This is a genomic window from uncultured Thioclava sp., from assembly GCF_913064665.1.
GTDB classification, from domain to species: Bacteria; Pseudomonadota; Alphaproteobacteria; order Rhodobacterales; family Rhodobacteraceae; genus Thioclava; species Thioclava arctica.
The window spans coordinates 1-21,264 of the sequence record NZ_CAJYBT010000052.1 but is presented as its reverse complement, the minus strand read 5'-3'; the positions used below and the strand labels follow the sequence as shown (position 1 = coordinate 21,264).

Annotated in this window: 23 protein-coding genes and 3 pseudogenes; 14 read left to right on the top strand and 12 right to left on the bottom strand. The window is 57.4% G+C overall.

Features of this window, described 5'->3' with window-relative positions:
- Positions 1 to 264: 264 nt before the first annotated feature.
- From QZ571_RS16355 to QZ571_RS16330, 6 genes and pseudogenes are all read right to left on the bottom strand, one after another.
- Positions 265 to 1,337 (bottom strand): IS3 family transposase gene (locus tag QZ571_RS16355; protein WP_295537003.1). Its coding sequence is split into 2 segments (ribosomal slippage): positions 265 to 1,106 and positions 1,106 to 1,337, totalling 1,074 coding nucleotides; the frame shifts between segments, so codons are not numbered across the junction.
- Between the two features lie 96 nt (positions 1,338 to 1,433).
- A pseudogene (locus tag QZ571_RS16350) lies at positions 1,434 to 1,568 on the bottom strand (integrase core domain-containing protein); the annotation flags it as partial.
- Positions 1,569 to 1,691: 123 nt separating this feature from the next.
- The gene (locus tag QZ571_RS16345) at positions 1,692 to 2,450 is read right to left on the bottom strand and encodes an amino acid ABC transporter ATP-binding protein (RefSeq protein WP_295537001.1); all 759 of its coding nucleotides are present in this window, start codon (positions 2,448 to 2,450) and stop codon (positions 1,692 to 1,694) included.
- The gene (locus QZ571_RS16340; RefSeq protein WP_295537000.1) at positions 2,447 to 3,127 is read right to left on the bottom strand and encodes an amino acid ABC transporter permease; all 681 of its coding nucleotides are present in this window, start codon (positions 3,125 to 3,127) and stop codon (positions 2,447 to 2,449) included. The genes QZ571_RS16345 and QZ571_RS16340 overlap by 4 nt, the downstream gene beginning before the upstream one ends.
- A 49-nt stretch (positions 3,128 to 3,176) precedes the next feature.
- On the bottom strand, positions 3,177 to 3,947 hold the full coding sequence (locus tag QZ571_RS16335; RefSeq protein WP_295536998.1) for an amino acid ABC transporter substrate-binding protein: 771 nt from the start codon (positions 3,945 to 3,947) through the stop codon (positions 3,177 to 3,179).
- A 582-nt stretch (positions 3,948 to 4,529) separates the two neighbouring features.
- Positions 4,530 to 4,712, bottom strand: a complete 183-nt coding sequence (locus QZ571_RS16330) for a hypothetical protein (protein ID WP_295536997.1) — start codon at positions 4,710 to 4,712, stop codon at positions 4,530 to 4,532.
- Positions 4,713 to 4,813: 101 nt separating this feature from the next.
- On the opposite strand from QZ571_RS16330, the gene QZ571_RS18535 reads away from it, so the two are divergent.
- The gene (locus tag QZ571_RS18535; RefSeq protein WP_366929964.1) at positions 4,814 to 5,215 is read left to right on the top strand and encodes a LysR substrate-binding domain-containing protein; all 402 of its coding nucleotides are present in this window, start codon (positions 4,814 to 4,816) and stop codon (positions 5,213 to 5,215) included.
- Positions 5,216 to 5,357: 142 nt separating this feature from the next.
- Here QZ571_RS18535 and QZ571_RS16325 read toward each other — a convergent pair whose 3' ends face one another.
- Positions 5,358 to 6,098 (bottom strand): SDR family oxidoreductase, encoded by a 741-nt coding sequence (locus QZ571_RS16325; protein WP_295536995.1) that lies wholly within the window; start codon positions 6,096 to 6,098, stop codon positions 5,358 to 5,360.
- A gap of 115 nt (positions 6,099 to 6,213) precedes the next feature.
- Between QZ571_RS16325 and QZ571_RS16320 the strand changes: the two genes are divergently transcribed.
- The gene (locus tag QZ571_RS16320) at positions 6,214 to 7,098 is read left to right on the top strand and encodes a LysR family transcriptional regulator (RefSeq protein ID WP_295536993.1); all 885 of its coding nucleotides are present in this window, start codon (positions 6,214 to 6,216) and stop codon (positions 7,096 to 7,098) included.
- 108 nt (positions 7,099 to 7,206) lie between these two features.
- Positions 7,207 to 7,587: pseudogene (locus QZ571_RS16315) on the top strand (integrase core domain-containing protein); the annotation flags it as partial.
- A 3-nt stretch (positions 7,588 to 7,590) separates the two neighbouring features.
- Here the strand turns inward: QZ571_RS16315 and QZ571_RS16310 are convergent.
- Together QZ571_RS16310 and QZ571_RS16305 are read right to left on the bottom strand one after the other, a co-directional pair.
- Complete coding sequence (locus QZ571_RS16310; RefSeq protein ID WP_295536991.1) at positions 7,591 to 7,899, bottom strand: amino acid permease; 309 nt, start codon at positions 7,897 to 7,899, stop codon at positions 7,591 to 7,593.
- On the bottom strand, positions 7,881 to 8,108 hold the full coding sequence (locus QZ571_RS16305) for a hypothetical protein (protein ID WP_295536989.1): 228 nt from the start codon (positions 8,106 to 8,108) through the stop codon (positions 7,881 to 7,883). The genes QZ571_RS16310 and QZ571_RS16305 overlap by 19 nt, the downstream gene beginning before the upstream one ends.
- Positions 8,109 to 8,502: 394 nt before the next feature.
- Here QZ571_RS16305 and ftsH point away from each other — a divergent pair, with 394 nt between their 5' ends.
- Complete coding sequence (gene ftsH / locus QZ571_RS16300) at positions 8,503 to 10,383, top strand: ATP-dependent zinc metalloprotease FtsH (protein ID WP_295536988.1); 1,881 nt, start codon at positions 8,503 to 8,505, stop codon at positions 10,381 to 10,383.
- Between the two features lie 254 nt (positions 10,384 to 10,637).
- Here ftsH and QZ571_RS16295 read toward each other — a convergent pair whose 3' ends face one another.
- Together QZ571_RS16295 and QZ571_RS16290 are read right to left on the bottom strand one after the other, a co-directional pair.
- Positions 10,638 to 10,967 carry an ArsC/Spx/MgsR family protein gene (locus QZ571_RS16295; RefSeq protein WP_295536986.1) on the bottom strand — a complete coding sequence of 110 codons (330 nt, stop codon included), beginning with the start codon at positions 10,965 to 10,967 and terminating at the stop codon, positions 10,638 to 10,640.
- A 236-nt stretch (positions 10,968 to 11,203) separates the two neighbouring features.
- Positions 11,204 to 12,157 carry a LysR family transcriptional regulator gene (locus tag QZ571_RS16290; protein WP_295536984.1) on the bottom strand — a complete coding sequence of 318 codons (954 nt, stop codon included), beginning with the start codon at positions 12,155 to 12,157 and terminating at the stop codon, positions 11,204 to 11,206.
- 155 nt (positions 12,158 to 12,312) lie between these two features.
- Between QZ571_RS16290 and QZ571_RS16285 the strand changes: the two genes are divergently transcribed.
- The 9 genes from QZ571_RS16285 to QZ571_RS16245 all read left to right on the top strand — a co-directional run bounded on the left by QZ571_RS16285 (position 12,313) and on the right by QZ571_RS16245 (position 20,494).
- Entirely contained in the window at positions 12,313 to 13,101 is a 789-nt protein-coding gene (locus tag QZ571_RS16285) for a transporter substrate-binding domain-containing protein (protein ID WP_295536983.1), read from the top strand.
- 88 nt (positions 13,102 to 13,189) lie between these two features.
- On the top strand, positions 13,190 to 13,837 hold the full coding sequence (locus QZ571_RS16280; RefSeq protein WP_295536981.1) for an amino acid ABC transporter permease: 648 nt from the start codon (positions 13,190 to 13,192) through the stop codon (positions 13,835 to 13,837).
- A 44-nt stretch (positions 13,838 to 13,881) separates the two neighbouring features.
- A complete protein-coding gene (locus QZ571_RS16275) occupies positions 13,882 to 14,538 on the top strand; it encodes an amino acid ABC transporter permease (RefSeq protein WP_295536979.1) in 657 nt (218 codons plus the stop codon).
- A 16-nt stretch (positions 14,539 to 14,554) separates the two neighbouring features.
- The gene (locus QZ571_RS16270; protein WP_295536977.1) at positions 14,555 to 15,325 is read left to right on the top strand and encodes an amino acid ABC transporter ATP-binding protein; all 771 of its coding nucleotides are present in this window, start codon (positions 14,555 to 14,557) and stop codon (positions 15,323 to 15,325) included.
- Positions 15,322 to 16,680 (top strand): aspartate aminotransferase family protein, encoded by a 1,359-nt coding sequence (locus tag QZ571_RS16265; RefSeq protein ID WP_295536975.1) that lies wholly within the window; start codon positions 15,322 to 15,324, stop codon positions 16,678 to 16,680. The genes QZ571_RS16270 and QZ571_RS16265 overlap by 4 nt, the downstream gene beginning before the upstream one ends.
- A complete protein-coding gene (locus QZ571_RS16260) occupies positions 16,677 to 17,369 on the top strand; it encodes a CoA transferase subunit A (RefSeq protein ID WP_295536974.1) in 693 nt (230 codons plus the stop codon). The genes QZ571_RS16265 and QZ571_RS16260 overlap by 4 nt, the downstream gene beginning before the upstream one ends.
- Entirely contained in the window at positions 17,356 to 18,009 is a 654-nt protein-coding gene (locus QZ571_RS16255; protein ID WP_295536972.1) for a 3-oxoacid CoA-transferase subunit B, read from the top strand. Before QZ571_RS16260 ends, QZ571_RS16255 begins: the two co-directional genes overlap by 14 nt.
- 8 nt (positions 18,010 to 18,017) lie before the next feature.
- Positions 18,018 to 19,310 carry an ArgE/DapE family deacylase gene (locus tag QZ571_RS16250; protein WP_295536971.1) on the top strand — a complete coding sequence of 431 codons (1,293 nt, stop codon included), beginning with the start codon at positions 18,018 to 18,020 and terminating at the stop codon, positions 19,308 to 19,310.
- Between the two features lie 8 nt (positions 19,311 to 19,318).
- Positions 19,319 to 20,494 (top strand): acetyl-CoA C-acyltransferase, encoded by a 1,176-nt coding sequence (locus QZ571_RS16245; protein ID WP_295536969.1) that lies wholly within the window; start codon positions 19,319 to 19,321, stop codon positions 20,492 to 20,494.
- A 131-nt stretch (positions 20,495 to 20,625) separates the two neighbouring features.
- Here the strand turns inward: QZ571_RS16245 and QZ571_RS16240 are convergent.
- Positions 20,626 to 21,124, bottom strand: a pseudogene (locus QZ571_RS16240) (integrase core domain-containing protein); the annotation flags it as partial.
- Between QZ571_RS16240 and QZ571_RS16235 the strand changes: the two are divergent.
- On the top strand, positions 21,035 to 21,264 hold a 230-nt coding region (locus tag QZ571_RS16235; RefSeq protein ID WP_295537005.1), incomplete at its 3' end, for a hypothetical protein. The pseudogene QZ571_RS16240 and the gene QZ571_RS16235 overlap by 90 nt on opposite strands.

Sequence of the window (21,264 nt, the reverse complement as noted above, 5' to 3'; positions counted from 1 at the left end):
CGGACTGATCATCGGATGATACCTCCCAACGGTCGCTTCGAAATTTCGCGGGAGGTCTGAAAATGCAGGTTTGAGTTGTAGAACAGCGATGTTGAGGCTGATTGAAACTCCTCGTGATTCTCGAACGAAATGTTAAGAATTCTCGAGCGCCCCCATGGGGTGATTGACCCGCGCCCCAAGTTCCCTCCAGGTTTGCGCGGTGTCCTTGGGGTTATGCTCTGCCTACGTTTTTGGACCGCCGGACGTCGGAGTTTCCGGCCTTTGTCACGACGGCGGGCTGGTTGCGCCATCGGGAAAATGCAGTGCGCTCGGGACGTTGTATCCGATGGCACTGTGGGGTCGATCGTCGTTGTCGTGTCTTCGCCAATCCTCCAGCTTTTCCGCGGCATCCGCAAGGCTCATGAACCAGTGGGCGTTCAGACACTCAGCCCGCAACTTGCTGTTGAACGCCTCGATGAAGCCGTTGTCGGTCGGCTTTCCGGGCCGTGAGAAGTCCAGGGTAACCTGCCTGGCATATGCCCAGAGATCGAGGTCGCGGGAGATGAACTCGCTGCCATTATCGACTCGTATCGTTTTTGGGTAGCCAACCTTGCTACAAATCCGTTCAAGCGTCTGGACCACATCTTCGCCGCGATACCGAAACCGCAGATCCGTCGCTGGGCAGTAACGTGAATGCGTGTCGACAATGGTCAGGATCCGCAGTTTCTTGCCCAAGGCGAACTGATCGTGAACGAAATCCATCGCCCAGACATCGTTCGGACCAACGGCGTCTGCGCGGTCATCGCGCAGCTTCGCTTTTACCCGTCGTTTCGGCGTCTTGTTCCGCAGTTGCAGCCCCAAGTCTCTGTAAACATTGTAGACCCTCCTGATGCTGACATCCCAACCCTCCCGGTCGAGGACGACGTAGACACGCCGATAGCCATAGCGCACACGCGTCTCGCAGATCTCTTTGATCCGCCGTTTCAGCTCTGCCGGATCGGTGCGGCGAGATTTGTAGTGGTAGCTTGAGCGGTCGAACCTCAGGGCCCCACATGCCCTGCGGATCGAGACCGCCCAGTCTGCGCACATCCCGCGAACCAGTTCACGTCTCCGTTCCGGCTTCAGAGCTTTCGCCGCACAACATCCTGCAACATCTGACGATCAAGTGTCAGATCCGCCACGATCTGCTTCCGCCGACGCATCTCATCGGGCAACAACCCGCCGTATTTCTTCTTCCAGGCGAAATAGGTCGACTGCCCGATCCCGGCCTTGCGACAGATCTCGGCAACCGACGTGCCTTCCTCGCCTTGCTTCAGAATGAACGCCTTCTGCGCTTCCGTGAACTTCGATGCTTTCATGCGTTTCCGCTCCTCTCCCAGCCAGGAAAGCTTAGCTGAAAACTCCAGTTTCAAACGGTCCAATTTTCAGCGGGCAGAGCAGTTAAATCTGTGGCCTCAGGCGGCCATTTTGTCCATCGTCGTTCTCTGCAAGAATTCCATGGGTGTCAGGTTGCCTAGGGCTGAATGTGGTCTGCGCCAATTGTAGTCCTCCTGCCATTCTGCAAACGTTTTGCGGGCGCCACTCAAGGTGGCGTCGCCGTCTCATCAACCAACGCAGCCAAGTCGCTCATTCTAAGCTTTTGTCAGGTTGTTTTTAGGCAGACGGGTCCAAAACGGAGCGATGGCCCTGAAGCTTGTTGCTCCGCGCCAGACCTATCCAGCAGTCCCCGCGGACTTCAGGGTTGCAATGAAGCGTGCCGTGCGCTCTTGGGTTGGGGCGTCGAACAGCTGGCGGGCCGGGCCCGTTTCCACCACATGCCCGCCATCAAGAACGATCACTGTCTCGGCGATCTGCGAGGCTAGCCGCAGATCATGTGTCGCCATCACCATCGTTGTGCCCTCATGCGCGAGCTGGGCCAGCACGTCCACAACTTCCGACGCCAGCTCGGGATCGAGCGCCGATGTGGGTTCGTCACATAAAAGAACACGCGGCGACGGGGCAAGGGCGCGCGCGATGGCGATCCGTTGCTGCTGCCCGCCCGACAGCGTTGCCGGCCAAGCATCCGCTTTATGTGCCATCCCCACCTTTTCCAACAGCGCCATCGCACGAGAGCGGGCCTTGTCGACTGGCCAGTGCAGGACGGTCACGAGCCCCTCCATCACATTCTCGATGGCAGTGCGATGCGGGAAGAGCTGAAAATTCTGAAAGACCATGCCGGTCTGCTGACGGATCAGCTGAATCTGGGTGCGCGTCAGACGGTGCCCCTCAGAGAAGGTCACTTGCGCCTCCCCAATTTCAAGTGTCCCGCTTGAGGGCATTTCCAGCAGGTTGATGCAGCGCAAAAGCGTGCTTTTCCCGCCCCCCGAGGGCCCGATCAGCGCTGTCACCGAGCCTTCTTGCATCCTCAGCGAGACGTCGGAAAGGACGGTATTTGCGCCAAATGTCTTGGTGATACCCGATAGCTCGATCATCTGCGCTCCTCCAGAAAGCCGCCATATTGGCCAAGGCGCCGCTCAAGCCGTCCCTGCAGCGCGGACAGCACTGAGCACAGCGCGAGATAGATCAGTGCCGCCTCGACATACAGGATCAGGGGCTCATACGTGGTAGCGACAATGCGTTGCGCCGCCTGAAACAGCTCGGGCACGGTAATTGCGGCGGCAAGCGAGGTGTCTTTGACAAGCGAGATGAAGCTGTTTGACAGCGGCGGAACCGCGACGCGGGCCGCCTGAGGCATAATCGTGCGTTTCATCGTTTGACGCCAACTCATGCCGATCGAATAGGACGCCTCCCATTGCCCCTTGGGTACGGAAGAGATCACTGCGCGCAAGATTTCAGATGTATAGGCCCCAACATTCAGCGTGAAACCGATCAACCCGGCAACAAAGGCATCCAAGGTGATGCCCAAGCTTGGCAAGCCGTAAAAGATCAGGAAAAGCTGCACCAGCAGCGGTGTGCCCCGGATGACCCAGACATAGAACCGCACGATCCAGACTAGAGGGCGTGGACCGAACAACCGGATAACCGCACAGAGCAGCCCCAACGCAAGGCCCAGCGTGAAGGTGATGAGGGTGAGCGGGATTGTGAATGTCAGCGTCGCACGCAAAAGCGGTGCGAGCGAACTCCACATCAATGGCAACCAATCAGACACGCCGGATCCTTTCCGCGGGGCAGGGGGGCCACGCCCCCCGATGCATCTGTTACTTGGAGACGTCTTCGCCGAAATACTCTTGCGAAATCTTCAGATAGGTTCCGTCAGCCTTCATCGCGTCCAGCGCATCATTGATTGCGGCCAGAAGCTCGGGTTGGTTCTTGGCGATGATGACACCAGAGAAATCCGCATTTGGCAGCGTTGCGGCCAGCTTCACGGGGGCCTCCGGCTTGTGTTTTTTGAAATCGAGGAAAGAGAGGCTGTCATTCACGGTCGCATCCGCGCGATGCTGCAAAACCAGCGCGATCGACTGCGCAAACCCGTCTGTGCCGATAAGCGTGGCACCGTTTTGCGTGGCGATCGCTCCGTAATTGCTTGACAGAGACTGGGCTGCGGTCTTGCCATTCAGGTCGGAGAAACCTTTGATGTCGGTATCGTCGGCGCGCACAATCAGCGCCGCCTTAGAGGCGATATAGGGTTGCGAAAAGTCGTATTTCTGTTTGCGCGCATCCGTGATGCCCACCTCGTTGATCACCGCGTCATAGCGATTGGCATCGATCCCCGCGATCAGGCCATCCCAGCGCCCCTCGAGGAATTCGACTTTCACGCCAAGCCTGGCCGCGATGGCGCGCGCGATTGCGACATCAAAACCGGTGAGCTTGCCGGATGCGTCGTGATAGGTGAAGGGCGGGTAGGTGCCTTCTGTGCCGACGCGAAACACCCCGGCTTTCTGGATCTCGGCCAGAGTTGCAGCTTGGGGCGCGGTTGCGGATATGATTGCGAGCGTGGCGGTGGCAATGAGCGTGCGAACGAGAGTCATCGGCGATACCTTTGTGATACGTGACAGCACCGATCCCGAGGGAAGCGGCAGACGAAGTCTATTTAAAGTTTGTGAAGGCAGAGTCGATGCGTCAGCCAGGTATTTGATAACATTAGATTTATATTCCCTTCGGCGACCCGGTTTCGGAACAGAGATCACGCGGGGAAGTGTGCGGCTGACGTATTTCCCGCCGAGGCGACGCCAGATGAAACGCCGTGCGTGCCCGATTGCGGTTTTGTGCGCCCTGACGATCCCGCCGCTGCCTAAGTGCCGCTGATTTTTGCTCGGGTCAGGCGCGCCATTTCGACTGGAGAGAAGGAGGATCAGGAAAGGCGCCAGTGGCGTGGCATCCCGACGAACAGATCGTGGTGATTGACGGTGTGACCACCATGGTGAAGGTCAAGCCTGTCCCACTGTGCCACAGCCGAATGCCGTTTGTCCGGGCCCGCCCGCATGAGCCGCAGGAGATGCCATTGAGGCCCATGTCTAAGCATTCGCCTTTTGTTTTGCCTGAGCGCGGGTTTTTTACGATAATAGAAAGTTTGCGGTGGGGACACACGGGCTTGCCTCACAGTCGCACATTCATACCGCCGGGCCGAACTCGGTGAACATGTCGATCGCGCAGTCGGAATAGCGGGCCTGCTTGTAGACCACCTCGACGGTGTCAACGCCCTGCGCGGCGCGTGCCAATGCCGCTTCGGCCTTGGACAGGTTAAGATCGCCTCGCCGATCTGGATATGCTTTTGGATCCTGTCGAACTCCCATTGGCAGAGGTGGCGCAAGTTGCGCGCATCACTGCGTCTTATGATCCAACATTCCGTGTTACCGGGGCACTCGTGGCCGCGCTGGAGAAGAGCGCGCCTTGAATTCCATTCATCTTTAGACCTTGGATTGGCAACGATGCCGCCGCACGTGATCTGCTCGACGGGGATACAAATACTGCCATTTCGATTCATTCGAACGAGATAGAGGAACTCGAAAAAATCACCTTTTTCGATGAAAGCTACGTCGTCGCAATGCGCCGCGATCACCCGGCGGCGCAGGGTTTTGACATGGTCAAGTCGCACACATGGCCCGACACCACGATGTGGGGCAGAGGAGACATGCATACGTCACTGAATGTGCCGCTTGCTAATATGGGCCAGCAGCGACGGATCGAGGCCGTGATGCCATCCTTTCAACTCATCCCCTCGATGCTCGCCCAGACGGACCATATGGCCATGCTGCCAAAACACGGGTTTGATCGGAGCGCTCACCCCCCTCTTTGATAGGCTTTGCGCCGCCGATCGAGAAAGACGGGTTTCCTCTTCATCTGGGTCATTTGGCTAGCCATGCGCGTGAAACAAGCGATTGCGGGGTCGAGCACGTTATTGCTGAAATCCGCCGGATCGTTGCGCCGTAGCCTGCTTGTCAGATGATACCGCCGTTTGCACGTAGGGTCTGACCATTGACCCATGCGCCGTCTGGACCGGCGAGAAATGCTACGACATTGGCGATGTCCTCAGGTGTGCCAAGCCGCTCCAAAGGTGCCATTTTCGACATGCGATCCACGATTTCCTGCGGCTTCCCATTGAGGAAAAGCTGCGTTGCGGTCGGACCGGGCGCCACCGCGTTGACCGTGATCTGCCGTCCACGGAGCTCTTTGGCCAAGATAGCTGTCATCGTTTCGACGCCAGCCTTGGTCGCAGCATAGATGCCGTAGGTTTCGAGTTTCAAGCCCACCACGCTGGTCGAGAGGTTGACGATTGCCCCGCCGTTGCGAAGTCGGTTTGCGGCTTCTCGCAGGGCATTGAACGTGCCCTTGAAGTTGGTCGCGACCTGACTGTCAAAGAGTGCGTCGTCGGTTTGGGACAAAGGGGCCAGCTTCATGATGCCCGCATTGTTGACCAGAACGTCGACTCCTCCAAACTCTGCTTCTGCCGTATCAAACAGCCGTTTCGTGGCTGACACATCGGACAGGTTTGCCTGAACAGCAATGGCCCTGCCGCCAGCGGAGCCGATCTTGTCCACGACCTTAAGTGCCGCAGCTTCACTGCTGGCATAATTGACAACAAGGTTGAAGCCGTCAGCCGCGAGTCGTTCCGCTATCGCCGCCCCGATCCCGCGGGATGCGCCTGTCACGAGAGCTGTTCTGGTTTTGATGTCTTTCATGGATTTTCCTTTCACAACGAACACCGCGCCCGTTGCGATAGGAAATTAGTGTTTTCTATTGTCCGTATAAACTGGCATGCATTGACATCACTGTTCTAATTATTCGGATAATCTGGTGGACCGTCTCGACGCTATGAATGTCTTCACCCGTATCGTGGACGCGCGCAGTTTTTCGAGGGCTGCGGCGGACCTTGGTTTGCCGCGATCAACGGTTACAGATGCCGTGAAGGCTCTTGAATCCAGATTGGGCGTAAGCCTGCTGCATCGCACGACGCGCGTCGTTCATCCAACACCGGATGGCGAGGCCTATTACCGACGCTGCCTCTCGATCCTGTCTGAGATCGAAGATGCCGAAAGTGCCTTTGATGGGGCAAAAGTCAGGGGCAAACTGCATATCGCAGTGCATGGGGGGCTGGCACGGCATTTCTTGTTGCCGGGGTTGCCGGACTTCCTGCGGCACCATCCAGATATCGAGATCCACTTGCAAGAAGGCGACCGTCTGGTCAATCTGGTCCGCGAAGGTATAGACTGCGCCGTGCGGGTCGGCGATCCGATCGACAGTGATTTGGTGGGGCGCAAGCTGACCGACCTTGATGAGGTGACCTGCGCCTCGCCCGCTTACCTGCACCGACATGGGACGCCGCATTCTATCGCGGACCTTGCGGAGCATCAGATGGTCGGCTTTCGAACATCGGCGACGGGAAAGATCCTGCCGCTTGAATTTCTTCAGAAGGGAGAGGTTCGAAAGATCTCGCTACCCGCGAGCGTGACAGTCAGCGGCACAGAAACCTTGGCCCATTGCGCCCGTCTCGGACTGGGGATCATCCAGAAGCCACGCTACTCGGCCGCAGATGACTTGAGGGCAGGGCGCCTTGTCGAACTGCTCGGGGACACGCCGCCACCTTCGTCCCCGGTGACTGTTTTTTATCCCAAAGTTCGATACGTTTCCCCCCGGCTGCGGGTCTTCATCGATTGGGCGGTGCGAGCGTTCAAGAACTGAACTCTTAGAACATAGCTTGGGCCATTCCGAATGCCGCTATACAAGCTGGCTATCTAGTGGAACCGCGATCGACGCTCTTTGAGCGCTTGCGAAAGGGCTGCCACGAAGCGCAAGATGAACTCTACGGAGGTCATCGACGCGCTGACGGACCTGTTCATCCTCCGCGGGGTGCCGGCCTACATCCGGTCAGACAACGGCCCTGAGTTTATTACTCAAGCTGTGCGAGACTGGATTGCGGCGGTCGGGGCCAAGACCCCCTATATCGAGCCCGGATCGCCCTGGGAGAACGGCTACTGCAAGAGCTTTAACGCGCGAATGAGGGATGAACTGCTCAACGGCGAAGTCTTCTACACGCTTCGTGAAGCACAAGCCCTGATCGAACGATGGAGGAAACACTACAATACCAAACGACCACATAATGCCTTGGGCTACCGCCCACCGGCTCCGGAAACCATCGTCACGATGCAACTCAGGCCAATTATGCACTAACTTTCAAACTGGACCACTCAGGTGGGGCTGATCAGGCCAGATCTGGCGTCTGCATCCCCAAAAGTCAGAACTGAATTTCGGCATATTGAATGCGACAGCTACCAGCACGATAAACAGCGCGATCGGCGCCAGTTTGGCGATTGTGGTTACAACGTTAATGATTGCCGCCTGTCGAATACCCATCAGAACAAGTGCGTGGGCAACCCAAAGAACGACCGATGCGCCGATAATGGCCTGCACCGTATTTCCCTCGTTCACGAAGGCCGGATAGAAACAACTCAGCGCACCGAAGATCAGCACGACATAAGACACGTTGCCCAACCAAGCGCGCCAATAGGCTTTGCCCGGCTCTTTTCCAGCATTTCCTGCATGGCCAGCAGGCGGATATAAAATCGACTGAATCCGACCATGCGAAGATCGTAGAAAGTTTGCTGAAGGCTCTCGAAGCTGTCGAAGACACCAACGGCCTCAGGAATCTCGATACCCTCGGTCTTTGGGTCTTCGGCTTGAAGATCGGTCATAGCACCCAACATTTTTGACATGATTGGCCAGGAAAGACCGTAAAACGTCTCAATCACCACGTCGGGCGCGGTCAGATTTCTTTTACTCGGGTGCCATCTGTTCGGCCGTGAACCCGTTATGGATCACGCGGGTGCGGCAAATTCCACTTCGTCCACCGCTTGCCTGATAGGCCTTGAGCAAATCGGTCATCGGCTCGAACGGCTTGCGATGTCCATGCCTTCGCAGGCAAGATTCACGTGGTCGCCCTCAGCGTGCTTTTCAAACATTGAAACTCGCTAACAAATTGGCGATTATGGACATATTCCAACAAAAAGATGATCCACGTCAACGTATTGCGCGGCACGCCACAGCATGGTTGCAGGGTTCGTGATCTCTGTAATCGAAAGACCCCCGATGGAATCCAAGCATAAATTCAACGTTGGCTATATTGTTTTTGCGTTTTTTTGCGTGATGTCGATTCAGGCCTGGCTCGCAAGTCGCAGCGTTGCGACACTCGATTACAGCGAGTTTCTAACCTACCTGAAAGACAACAAGATTTCCGAAGTTGTCGTGACTGAAAGCAAGATTCAAGGCGCATTCAAGGCCACCGTGGACGGCAAGCAATATTTCGTCACACAACGGGTTGAGCCAAGCTTCGCCGCGCAACTTGAAGCCGACGGCGTAAAGTTCACAGGCGGCTCTGACGAAACTTGGCTGACGACACTTTTGTCTTGGATTATACCGGTTTTATTCTTTTTCGGCCTCTGGGCGATCTTTTTCCGGAAGATGGCGGATCGTCAGGGCATGGGCGGGCTTATCAATATCGGCAAATCCAAGGCCAAGGTCTATGTGGAACGCGACACTGGCGTCACGTTTGAGGACGTCGCAGGCGTGGACGAGGCCAAGGCTGAGTTGAAGGAAATCGTGTCGTTTCTTGCGGATAAAGATAAGTACGGCCGACTTGGGGCGCGTATTCCAAAGGGTGTTCTGCTGGTGGGTCCGCCGGGGACCGGTAAAACCTTGCTGGCGCGCGCAGTCGCCGGCGAGGCAGGGGTTGCGTTCTTTTCGATCTCGGGGTCGGAATTCGTCGAGATGTTTGTGGGTGTCGGGGCGGCGCGCGTACGCGACCTCTTCGAGCAAGCCCGCAAGGCTGCGCCCTGTATCATCTTCATCGACGAACTCGACGCGCTGGGGCGCGCGCGCTCGGCAATGTCGGGTATGGGGGGAGGAGATGAGAAAGAGCAAACGTTGAACCAACTTTTATCCGAATTGGATGGGTTCGACCCGAGCGTCGGGATTGTACTGCTTGCGGCGACCAACCGGCCCGAAATTCTGGACCCGGCCTTGTTGCGCGCAGGTCGGTTTGATCGCCAAGTGGTTGTCGATCGCCCCGAACACAAGGGCCGGGTAGATATTCTCAAGGTGCATACGCGCAAGGTCAAACTTGATCCTGCGGTCAATCTTTATGACATCGCGGGGCTGACCACAGGGTTCACCGGGGCCGATCTGGCCAATCTCGTCAACGAGGCCGCAATCATCGCAACCCGGCGTGGCGGCGATCGCGTCACCGAAACTGACATGACCGCCGCCGTCGAGCGGATCGTAGCAGGGTCCGAACGCAAGACCCGGATCCTCAACCCGATAGAGCGCAAGCGCGTAGCCTATCACGAGTTGGGCCATGCCCTCACAGCGACCGCCCTGCCAAGCACCGATCCGATTCACAAAGTGTCGATCATTCCCCGCTCTATCGGGGCGCTTGGATACACGATGCAACGCCCCACAGAGGATCGTTTTCTGATCACCTTTGGTGATCTCAAAGATCGAATGGTCGTGCTTTTGGCGGGTCGAGCCTCAGAAGATATCGTCTTTGGCGAGATCTCGACCGGGGCGTCGGACGATCTGGCCAAAGTGACCGACATCGCGCGCGAATGCGTCACCCGCTTTGGCATGAGTGAGGCACTCGGGCAGGCTGTGTTGGAACAAAAGCATCTTCAATGGCTGGGTAATTCGCAGTTTGAAAACAGCACCAAGGACTATTCTGAAGCGACGGCGCGCGAGGTTGATCTGGCTGTGCGCAACCTGATTGATGAGGCATATGAACGGGCGAAAGCCATCCTGACTGAACGCCGTGCCGATCTGGATGCAGGTGCTGCGCTTTTGTTGGAACGCGAGACCATTACGCCCGATGATTTCGCTCCGCTGCAGCGCGCGCCAGCTAAGGAAAGCCAAGCTGGCGACCATATTCACGCTTTGCAGCCCGCGCCAACGCATGTCCCGCCTGTTGCTTTGAAATGAACTAGGTGCAGCCAGCGGCGGTGTTACAGTTGGCCACATGCTGGGCTAGGCCGGACGGCGACCCGTTGCTGGATGCCCGCAGCTGGCACAAACGAGATCGTCAAAGCCTCAGTCTCCGAGCGGGGTGCGACGGGACCTGCCGTTCACGGCATCTGCTTTTATCGCAAAGCAGATTTCGGGTTGCTGCCATTCTTGTGCCTTGCCGTCGTTCAACTGGGATTGAGGTATTCGACCACGCATCACCGTTCGCGATATCACTCAGGAAGTAATGCTTTTTGAACTGTCTCATCCCACCCCAGGTAAAGCATATGCCGATCACGGATTACCGGACGCGTCATCACCTTGGGTTGGGCCGCGATCTGCGCCTCTGCCTCCGCATTTTTCATCCAAAGATTGAGCCCTCGGTAATCGCTCGAATTGCGATCCACCAAACGATCTCCGAACTCTGCAATCAACTCAGCCAATTCAGCTTCGCTCAGTGGATCTGCCCGGATATCGCGAAAACTGACGTCGTTGCCCGCAGCCTCCAAGGCTTTTCTGGCCTTTTGACAAACTGCGCAGGTGTTCAGTCCATAGATCATCATGTCGCAATCCCCTCTGGTGATGAGTCCGCAATTTCATGCATCCATCCCTTGAGTGCAACTCAGTGCAAGCAATTCGCTACCTGCTGATACAGATCTATTGGTTCTGCCGCATGATGCATGACACGCTTGCGACCGATCGGGCAACTAATATGCGCAGCGTGCTGCGTTCATATGGCCGCAGGCAGTGAAGCAATTGGTCTTGGTCAGACCCGGCCCGTTTCAGTTCAGATGCGCTGCTATTTGTAAGTCCGCGCTTCCAGGGTGTTGTCTTTGATTGCCGCTTGGCAGGTGGCTAAAAACACGGTCTCTGCATCGGACAATTTCCGCAGTGGGTTGGTAAGCAAGTAGATATTGACGAGCGGCAGCGCGTCGTAGGGGGGCAATTGTCGCAATAGCCCGCTTTCGATATCACGCTTTGCCACATGGAGGGGCAGCGCGCCAATTCCCACTCCAGCGACGATCATCCGGCGCAGCTCATGTAAGCTCGACGAGACACCGCGCCAGCCGGGGGCCAGCTTGGCGCGGGCCCGCAGATGGGCAACCGGAAAGAGGGGGCCTTCCTCGGTTTCTGTCTGAAAGGAGACCGATGTTTCGCCCTCGATCTCGTCCAGTGCGATTCTCTCTTTCGTGAAAAGAGAGTGGCGGGGGCCGCAGAACAGGCCGAAATATTCCCGATACAGGATGGATGCTTTCAGATTGGCTGGAATTTTGTGCAAAAGACAGAGTCCGAAACTCGCACGGTTCTGCTGCACGCGACTGACGACTTCTTCGCTTTCGGCAACTGTGGTCGAAAAGGTTACTTTTGGATGTGCACTGGCGAAGTCGTGCAGCAGGTCATCGTAGTGATCCGAGATCACATGCGAAGTTGTGGCAATTGTGATATGTCCGCGCAATTCTTCGGCACCGCTCTCCAACAGCGACGGCAGTTGTGAGACCGACCCAAAGATCTGCGAGCATTCCTGATATAAAATACTTCCCGCACGCGTTACGCTGAATTCATTGGGTTTTCTGATGATCAACTTATGCCCGGTTGTGTCTTCCAATCGCCTCAGGGCAGCGGAGATCGTTGGCTGTTTCAGCCCCAAATAATATGCTGCGCGCGAGATCCCGCGTTGCTCAACCACAACCATGAAGGTGCGCAGAAGATTCCAGTCGAGGTTCCAAGGAAAGCGTTGTTCGTACGGCTTCACGATAGATCCAATCTATATTCAGAATTTAATATATTTATTTGCGCTATGATGTCGCACATGCAAGCTTTTCTGCAAGGAGGCATTTATACCCCCCTCCAGCGCGGGACGTTCCGGGAACAGGGCGACCGTGTATCGCAATCCATCAGGAGAGTTACATGACCAATCGTAGAACCGTTCTCAAATCCCTTGTCGGCGTTAGCGCGCTGGCTGCCGCTGGCGTCTCGTTGCCGGGGATCGCCTTTGCAGATGAGCTGGAAACCCTCAAGAAAAACGGTGTGATGCGCATTGCTATGTCGGGCGCATATCCTCCCTTCAACTTCATCAATGAAGAGAATCAGGTTGTCGGGTTCGATCCGGCTATTGGCGAAGAGATCGCCAAGCGCATGGGCCTCAAAGTTGAGATCATCACCACCGCTTGGGACGGGATTATCGGCGGGTTGTTGGCCAATAAATACGACGCCATCATCGGGTCCATGTCGATCACTCCGGACCGCGAAAAAGTCGTCGATTTCGTTGGCCCGTATTACCGCATGCGTCGCGGTATCTTTGTGACCAAGGATAGCAAAATCAAGACGCTCGACGATCTGAAGACGGCGACCCTTGGCGCCACGTTGGGTGAGACGCATGAGCAATGGGCCCGCGAACAAGGCTACAAGGTGCGCACCTATAAAGGTCTGCCCGAACTCATGTTGGAACTGGAAAACGGCCGCGTCGATGCAATCGTCAACGACGATATTCCGGTGCTGCTGGCCATCACGAAAAACGATGCACCGATCAAACAACTCGACGTCAAGCTGGGTGGTGTGGCCGATGAGGCCGGGATCGCGATCCGCAAAGGCAATCCCGAATTGCACAAGGCGATGCAGGACGCATTGGACGCGATGCAGGCCGACGGCACCTATCTTGAGCTTGCCAAGAAATGGGTCGGCGGCGACATCCGCTAAATTCAGGTAGCAAACTCCCAGCACCTGCCGCGCATGAGAATGGCGGGTGCTGGGACTTCGATCATCCCAAGAACCGGGGCGAAAACGTATGGACGTGGAACTGATCCTCAAGGTCTATCCCTATTTTCTCAAGGCGGCCTTGGTCACTGTTGAGCTTTCGGTTTTGACAACCGTGCTCGGGCTGATTTGTGGCGCTTTGGGGGCCACGGCGCGGTTCTCGCGCTTTGCAATCGTGCGGTTTTTGGGGGCAGCCTATGTCAGCTTGTTTCGTGGCACGCCCGCGCTTATTCAGCTGTTCTTGCTGTATTTTGGCGGCCCGCAGATCGGCATCCAGTTGGACGCGTTCAGTGCAGGCGTGATTGGTCTGGGGCTCAATATCGGGGCTTATATGACCGAAACGATGCGCGGTGCGATCATCTCGGTCGATGAGGGGCAAGGCGAGGCGGCCCGCACGCTGGGCCTGTCGCGCGCGCAGAGCTTTCGCAAGGTGGTTTTGCCCCAAGCAATGCGCCTGATGATCCGCCCGCTTGGTGTCAATATCAACGCGCAGATCAAGGGGACCGCATTGGTCTCGGCGATCTCGGTGGTCGAACTGACCTACACCGCGCAACGCTATATCGGGTCGACCTATAAACCCTTCGAGATGTTCTTCCTCGCAGGCATTCTCTACCTCGTGATCATTACGATCACAGGCAAGGGCGTCGCCTATCTCGATCGCCGGGCGCGCCTGCAATGATCATGCGTCTTTTCCCTCGCAATGCTGTGGAACAGGAGTGAGCTATGGGTCTCGATTTCTCCGTTATCCCGCCCTTTTATGGCACGTTGGCCCTTGGTGTTCTTTGGACCATCGCTATTACCGCCACCTCTGCAGTGCTAAGCTTCTTCGGAGGTATCCTGCTGGCGGTTGTTGCCCTTTACGGGCCGCTTGTGGTGCGCTTGCCGTTCCGTTTCGTCTCGTGGCTGTTTATGGGCACGCCGCTGCTGTTGCAGCTGTTCCTGATTTACTTTGGCCTCGCACAGATTGGGGTCGATCTTCCGGCTTTCGTCGCGGGTGTGATCGGGCTTGGCTTTCACTATGCGGTCTATAATTCTGAATTGATCCAGACCGCGATGGTGGCTGTCGACAAGGGGCAGATGGAGGCCGCACGCACGCTGGGTCTGTCTCGACGTCAGGCGCTGATGCGTGTCGTCGTACCGCAAGCGGTGCGCGATGTATTACCGCCCATCGGCAACAACATGATCGCACTGCTTAAAGATAGCGCGTTGGTGTCGGTGATCGGCGTGAGCGAATTGACCCTGTCTGCTCAGCTTGCCATCGGGCGCACCTATCGTCCGTTTGAATTCTACGCAGCTGCTGCGGTGCTTTATTACGTCATCAACCTGGGAATGGAGGCGGTGCTGCGCGGGTTCGAAAAGCGCAACCGTCTCTCTCGCTGAAGCCAGAGGAAGCGACATGACACAGACACATCCTTTCGTTGAGATCCGCCATGCTCAGAAGTCCTATGGCAAGCTAGAGGTTCTCAAGGACATCTCTCTCACGGTCGAGCGCGGTCAGATCGTTGCGATCATTGGCCCCTCGGGATCGGGGAAATCCACGCTGTTGCGCGCGATCAACGACCTTGACCCGCTGACTGCTGGTGAAGTTTGGCTGGACGGGCTGCAGGTCAACAAAGCCCTGCCGCATCGACAATATGAAAATCATATCAACGAGATGCGTCAGCAGATCGGCATGGTGTTTCAGCATTTCAACCTGTTTCCGCATCTCACCGTGCGCGAAAATGTCACGATGGCGCCAAAGCTGCTCAAGACGATTTCTGACAAAGAGGCCGATACGCTGGCCGAAGAACAGCTGGATCATGTCGGGATGCTTGAGCGGATCGATTACTACCCCTCGCAGCTTTCGGGCGGGCAGAAGCAGCGTGTCGCTATTGCGCGAGCCTTGGCGATGAAGCCCAAGCTGATGCTGTTTGACGAAGCGACCTCTGCGCTCGATCCTGAGTTGGTCGAGGAGGTGAACCTCGTGATGAAAAAGCTCGCTGAGGAGCATATGACGATGATCATCGTCACCCATGAAATGGATTTCGCGGCCTCGGTCTGCGACCGCGTGATCTTCATGGACAAAGGTCTGGTTGTTGAAGAAGGCCCACCTGAACTGGTCTTCAAAAACCCGACGCAAGAGCGAACCCAAAATTTCCTGCGTAAACATCTTGAAGGTGCGAAATGAAGACCGAGCAGTCTCACCTGTTCTACCAATCCCGCCAACCTCGCCCGTTTCTGGATTATGGCGAGGGGATCTATCTCTATGATGTGTCGGGCAAGCGCTATATTGACGGCTCGTCCGGGGCGATGGTGTCCAATATCGGCCATTCCAACCCCAATGTTCTGGCCAAGATGAAGGCGCAGATGGACCGTGCGACGTTCGGGTATCGCCTGCATTTCCGCACTGAACCCTCTGAAAAGCTGGCCGCCAAAGTCGCGGGGCTTATGCCCGAGGGGCTGGATCGGGTGTTTTTTGTGTCCGGCGGCTCTGAGGCAGTGGAAACGGCGATCAAGCTTGCGCGCCAATATGCCGTCACTCAGGGGCAGGGCAGCCGCTGGAAGGTGATCTCGCGCACGCCCTCTTATCATGGCGCCACGATGGGGTCGCTTGGAGTGACGGGCAGCCCGTTGTTCACCGGCGCTTTCGCGCCGATGTTTGAGGAGATGCCGAAAATCCCCGCGCCGACCTGCTATCTTGATCGCGACAATCTGAGCGAGGAGCAACGCGGTATCAAATATGCCGAAATGCTGCGCGAGAAAATCTTGGCCGAGGGGCCCGATAGCGTGTTGGCATTTCTTATGGAGCCCGTTGGCGGGGCCTCGACCGGTGCGCTGGTCGCGCCCGACAGCTATTATGCCCGCGTGGCCGAGATCTGCCGCGAATACGGCGTCTTGCTGATCTATGATGAAGTCATGACCGGGGCAGGGCGCACCGGGAAATTTCTTGCCGCCGAGCACTGGGGGATCACCCCCGATATTGTCGCGATGTCGAAAGGGTTTGGCGCGGGCTATGCGCCGCTTGGCGCTGTGGTCGCACGCAACGATATGGTCGAGGCGCTTCTGGACTCAGGCGGGTTTCAGCATGGCTTTACCTATGCAGGAAATCCGCTGGCCTGCGCGGCGGGTCTGGCCGTGCTGGAAGAGATGGAAGAGCACGACATCATTGGCAATGCCGCACGGATGGGCGACGTGCTCAAAGCCCGCCTGACCGGGTTGATGGAGCGGTATCCCTTTATCGGCGACGTGCGCGGCAAGGGGCTTTTGCTGGCCTTTGAGCTGGTTTCGGACCGCGAGACGATGGCGGTGTTGCCCAAGGATTGGAACGCGCATGTCGAGCTGGTTGAACTGGCGTATGAACGCGGGCTGATCATCTATTCTCGGCGCACACGCGGGGGCAAAGAGGGAGATCATTTCCTGGTTTGCCCACCTCTCATCGTGACCGAAGCGCAGATCGACGAAATTATGGAAATACTGTGCGATGCACTGGATGCGTTCGCCGAAAAACACGCCTTGCCCGTGTTGGAAGGGACGGCGGAATGAAGCTCCCTGACAAATCCACGGAACTCCACGATGTGATCGCCGCAATCCCCAATGGCGCGACAGTTTTGGTTGGCGGGTTTGGCGTTCCCGGAACACCTTTCACGCTCCTGAACGAGTTGGCTCGCCAAGGCCAGCGCGATTTGGTGTTGGTCAAAAACGACGCCAACGAGGCGGGAATGGGGATCGACCACCTGATTAAAAACGGTCAGGTGCGCAAACTGATCGTGACCCATCTGGGTCTCAACGCAAATGCAATCGCGGCCATGAATTCGGGTGATCTTGAGGTCGAATTCTGCGCTCAGGGCATCTTGGCGGAACGTATCCGCGCAGGTGGGGCCGGTTTGGGCGCAATCTTGACCGATATTGGCATTGAGACCGAACTGGCCAATGGCAAACAGGTGGTTGAGATGAATGGGCGCGCAATGTTGGTTGAACCCGCGCTGCGCGCCGATGTGGCGCTGATCCACGCAGCCATCGCAGATCCGTTTGGCAATCTCGCTTACGCTGCCACTGCGCGCAATTTCAACCCGTTGATGGCGATGGCGGCTGCGCGCGTCATTGTCGAGGCCGAAGCCCTTGTGCCGCTAGGAGGCCTTGCGCCGGACGCGGTCGAGACCACCGGCGCTTTTGTCGATCACGTTGTTGAAATAAAAGAACTTTCTCAGGAGTATGGCATTGTCAGACGCTAGATCCCGCATGGTGGCGCGCGCGGCGCAAGAAATTGCACCGGGTATGGTGGTCAATCTGGGAATTGGCTTGCCAACACAGGTCGTCAACCATTTGCCTGCCGATTTCCCGGTCTGTCTGCATTCCGAAAATGGGCTGACGGGCATTGGTGCGATGCTGCCATATGATGAGGCGGATCGTAATCTGATCGACGCGGGCGGGGCCTATGTTTCGACCATTCCCGGCTCGGCGTTTTTCGACAGTGCGGTGTCTTTTGCGCTGGTGCGCTCGGGGCGGCTTGATCTGACGCTGCTGGGCGCTTTCGAGGTGGCGCGCAATGGTGATCTGGCGAACTGGAAGATTCCGGGCAAGTTTTCTCCGGGGGCGGGCGGCGCGATCGAGCTGGCGCAAAAAGCGCGCCGGGTGGTGGTGATGACCACCCATTGCGACCGCAAGGGCAATCCGAAACTGCTGGACGCCTGCACGCTGCCGTTGACGGCACGGGGCCGAGTGGCGCGGATTTATACGGATATGGCGGTGGTGGATGTGACGCCAAATGGCTTTGCGCTGCGCGAACTGGCCACCGGCGTCAGCGTGGCAGAGCTTCGTGCCGCGACAGGTGCCTCGATCACCATCCCGCAATCCGACATTCCAACCTTTTGAGGCCGATGATGGACCAAGACCTGCAAACCCGGCTTCTCAGCGCGGTCGATGACCTGTTTGAGAGCGAAGTCGCGTTCCTGAGCGAGCTGACCGCGCATCCCTCGACGCGCGGGAATGAGCAAAGCGCACAGGATTTCATGGCCGGCGCGTTGGCCGAGCGTGGCCTTGAGGTGGACCGCTGGCAGATTGAGTTGGACAAAATCCGCGATCTGCCCGGCTTTTCGCCGGTGATCGGGGAGTATGAAGATGCCGTGAATGTGGTGGGCAGCCATCGCAGCACCACCCGCAAGGGCCGTTCGCTGATCCTGAACGGCCATATAGATGTTGTGCCTGCGGGGCCGCTGGATATGTGGGACAGCCCACCTTTCGCGCCCCATGTCGATGACGGTTGGCTCTATGGGCGCGGGGCAGGGGATATGAAGGCGGGGCTGGTCTCTAACCTCTTTGCGCTGGACGCGCTGCGCCATCTCAATCTCGCGCCCGCAGCAGATGTTTTCTATCAATCGGTGGTCGAAGAGGAATGCACTGGCAACGGTGCCTTGGCCTGTCTCGAGCGCGGCTATCGAGCCGAGGCCGCGCTGATCCCCGAACCGTTCGAAGAAAAACTGGTCAGCGCCCAACTTGGCGTGATCTGGGCGCAGGTGCATCTGAAAGGCCTGCCGACCCATGTGGCCTATGCTGGCAGTGGCGCGAACGCGATCGAAGCCGCTATTCCGCTGATCGCCGCACTTCACACGCTTGAAGAGCGCTGGAACGCGCCGGGGTGTCGCCATGGCGACTATGCGCATGCCCATCATCCGATAAACCTTAATATCGGCAAGATTGAAGGGGGCGATTGGGCCAGTTCCGTGCCTGCTTGGTGTGTTTTTGACATGCGGATCGCGATCTATCCGGGGCAGGACATCGACGCTGCGAAAGCGCAGATTGAAGAGGTGCTGATGGCGGCCGCACGCGAGAACGCCTTCTTGAAGAATTCCCTGCCTGAAATCGTCTGGCACGGTTTTCTCGCCGAGGGCTATGCGCTGAGCGACGACACATCCGCTACGGCAAAAGCCGCAATTGGCGCATTGGATGCCGCGCATCTCGCGGTCAATGATCGCGCCCTTGATCGGATGGCGATCACTGCGACGACAGATGCGCGTTTCTTTGGTCTGTATGCCGACACGCCAGCGCTGGTCTATGGCCCGCGCGCCGAGGCCATTCACGGTTTCAACGAGCGGGTGGAGCTGGAAAGCCTCCGCCGCATCACACAAAGCACCGCCCTGTTCATCGCGAACTGGTGCGGCACCGAAACGATCTGAGGTTCAACATGCGCGAAGCTGTCATCGTCTCCACCGCGCGCACCCCTATAGGCAAGGCCTATCGCGGCGCGTTCAACAATCTCGAAGGGCCAGCGTTGGCGGCCCATGCCGTCAAGGCGGCCGTGACGCGCGCCGGGCTGGAAGGGGGCGAGATTGAAGATGCCGTCTTCGGTTGTGCTCTCACGCAGGGCACGACAGGTGTCAACGTCGCGCGCCATATTGTGCAGGCTGCTCATCTGCCCGACAGCGTGGCCGGCGTCACACTGGATCGGCAATGCGCATCGGGGCTGAACGCGATCGCGTTGGCGGCGCATATGGTGACAAGCGAAGGCGCTGATGTCGCCCTGGCAGGCGGGCTCGAATCCATTTCGCTGGTTCAGAATGCAGAATGGAACGGGTCTCACTACCGCGCGCCGGGCGTTCGCGATGCCTATTACCTGTCGATGATCGAAACGGCAGAAATCGTCGCGCAGCGCTACGGTGTCAGCCGTGCCGCACAAGATGCCTATGCGCTGCAAAGTCAGCAACGCACGGCGCGTGCTCAGGCAGCGGGCCTTTTCGCAGATGAGATCGTTTCCGTCGACGCGATGAAAATCGTCACCGATAAGGCGAGCGGCGAGACCAGTATGAAGCCGGTCAGGTTGGAGGCAGATGAGTGCAATCGTCCGACAACAGAGCTAGAGGGGCTCGCAAGCCTCAAGCCCGTTCTGGGGCCTGATAAATGTGTCACTGCTGGCAATGCCAGTCAGCTTTCTGACGGGGCATCGGCCTGCGTGATCATGGAGAGCGCCGAGGCGACCCGGCGTGGTTTGACCCCGCTTGGAGCATTCCGGGGCTTTGCGGTGGCGGGCTGCGCCCCCGAGGAAATGGGGATAGGTCCGGTCTTTGCGATCCCACGCCTTCTGGACCGGGCGGGACTGTCGATGGATGATATCGATCTCTGGGAAATCAACGAAGCCTTTGCCGCCCAGCTTCTGTATTGCCGCGATAAACTGGGGATTCCGGACGAGAGGCTGAACGTGAATGGCGGGGCGATTTCGATCGGCCATCCTTACGGCATGTCGGGGGCGCGTATGGCTGGGCATATATTACTGGAAGGCAAGCGCCGCGGCGCACGCTACGGCGTTGTGTCGATGTGTATCGGCGGTGGTCAGGGGGCTGCGGGGTTGTTTGAAATCTTCTGACGTTCTTGGTGCGTGCCTGTATCCGCCAATTTCGGGCCCAATCAGCAGTGAACATATGACCATTTGTAGGACAGTAACTGGCGTAAATTTGTAAGGTGCGGCGGCTCGCGGAACATCGAGTTTGGTGGGTATAGATTTTCTCTGAGGGCGTCGTAAGGCGTTTTGCCGCTGTGAGCTTCATGGGGCCTGTGGAAGTTGTAGAACCGTTCCCATTCCGCCCGTTTTGCCTCGAGATCGACGTCACCTTTGTAGCTGAGCTGCTGGTAGAATTTCTGGCCGTGAGATCTGTGCGATCGCTCGGCTTTGCCGTTCAGTTGCGGTGTTCCGCGTCTGATATAGGCGTGGCGGATACCAAGATCCTCGACGTGCCAGTGGAATTTGCTTGGAACTCGTGACCGCTATGAGTGCGGATTACCTTTATGCCGAAGGGGAACTTCTCAATGATGTGGTCGACAAAATCGATCGCATTGGCTTGAGTATGCTTGATATTTTCAGGGCGCGAACCCGGGTGGCGTCGCCAATGGCTGTATACTGGAAGCGATGGATTTTCTCACCCTTTTGTCCAGTGGATGTCAGGAACTTGACGTCCATCTGGATGTGATGCTCTGGAACTTGTTTGTTGTAGCGCTTGGCTTAAATGTTGGGGAGTGTCCTGAACTCTGTGTATCTGTCCCGGCCCATGCGGTTTGGGATACTCAAGCGTCGAAGCGCTCGCCGAACATTATGGCGAACTGGTTACGGGCTGCAAACCATTCCCTGACGTTTCGGCC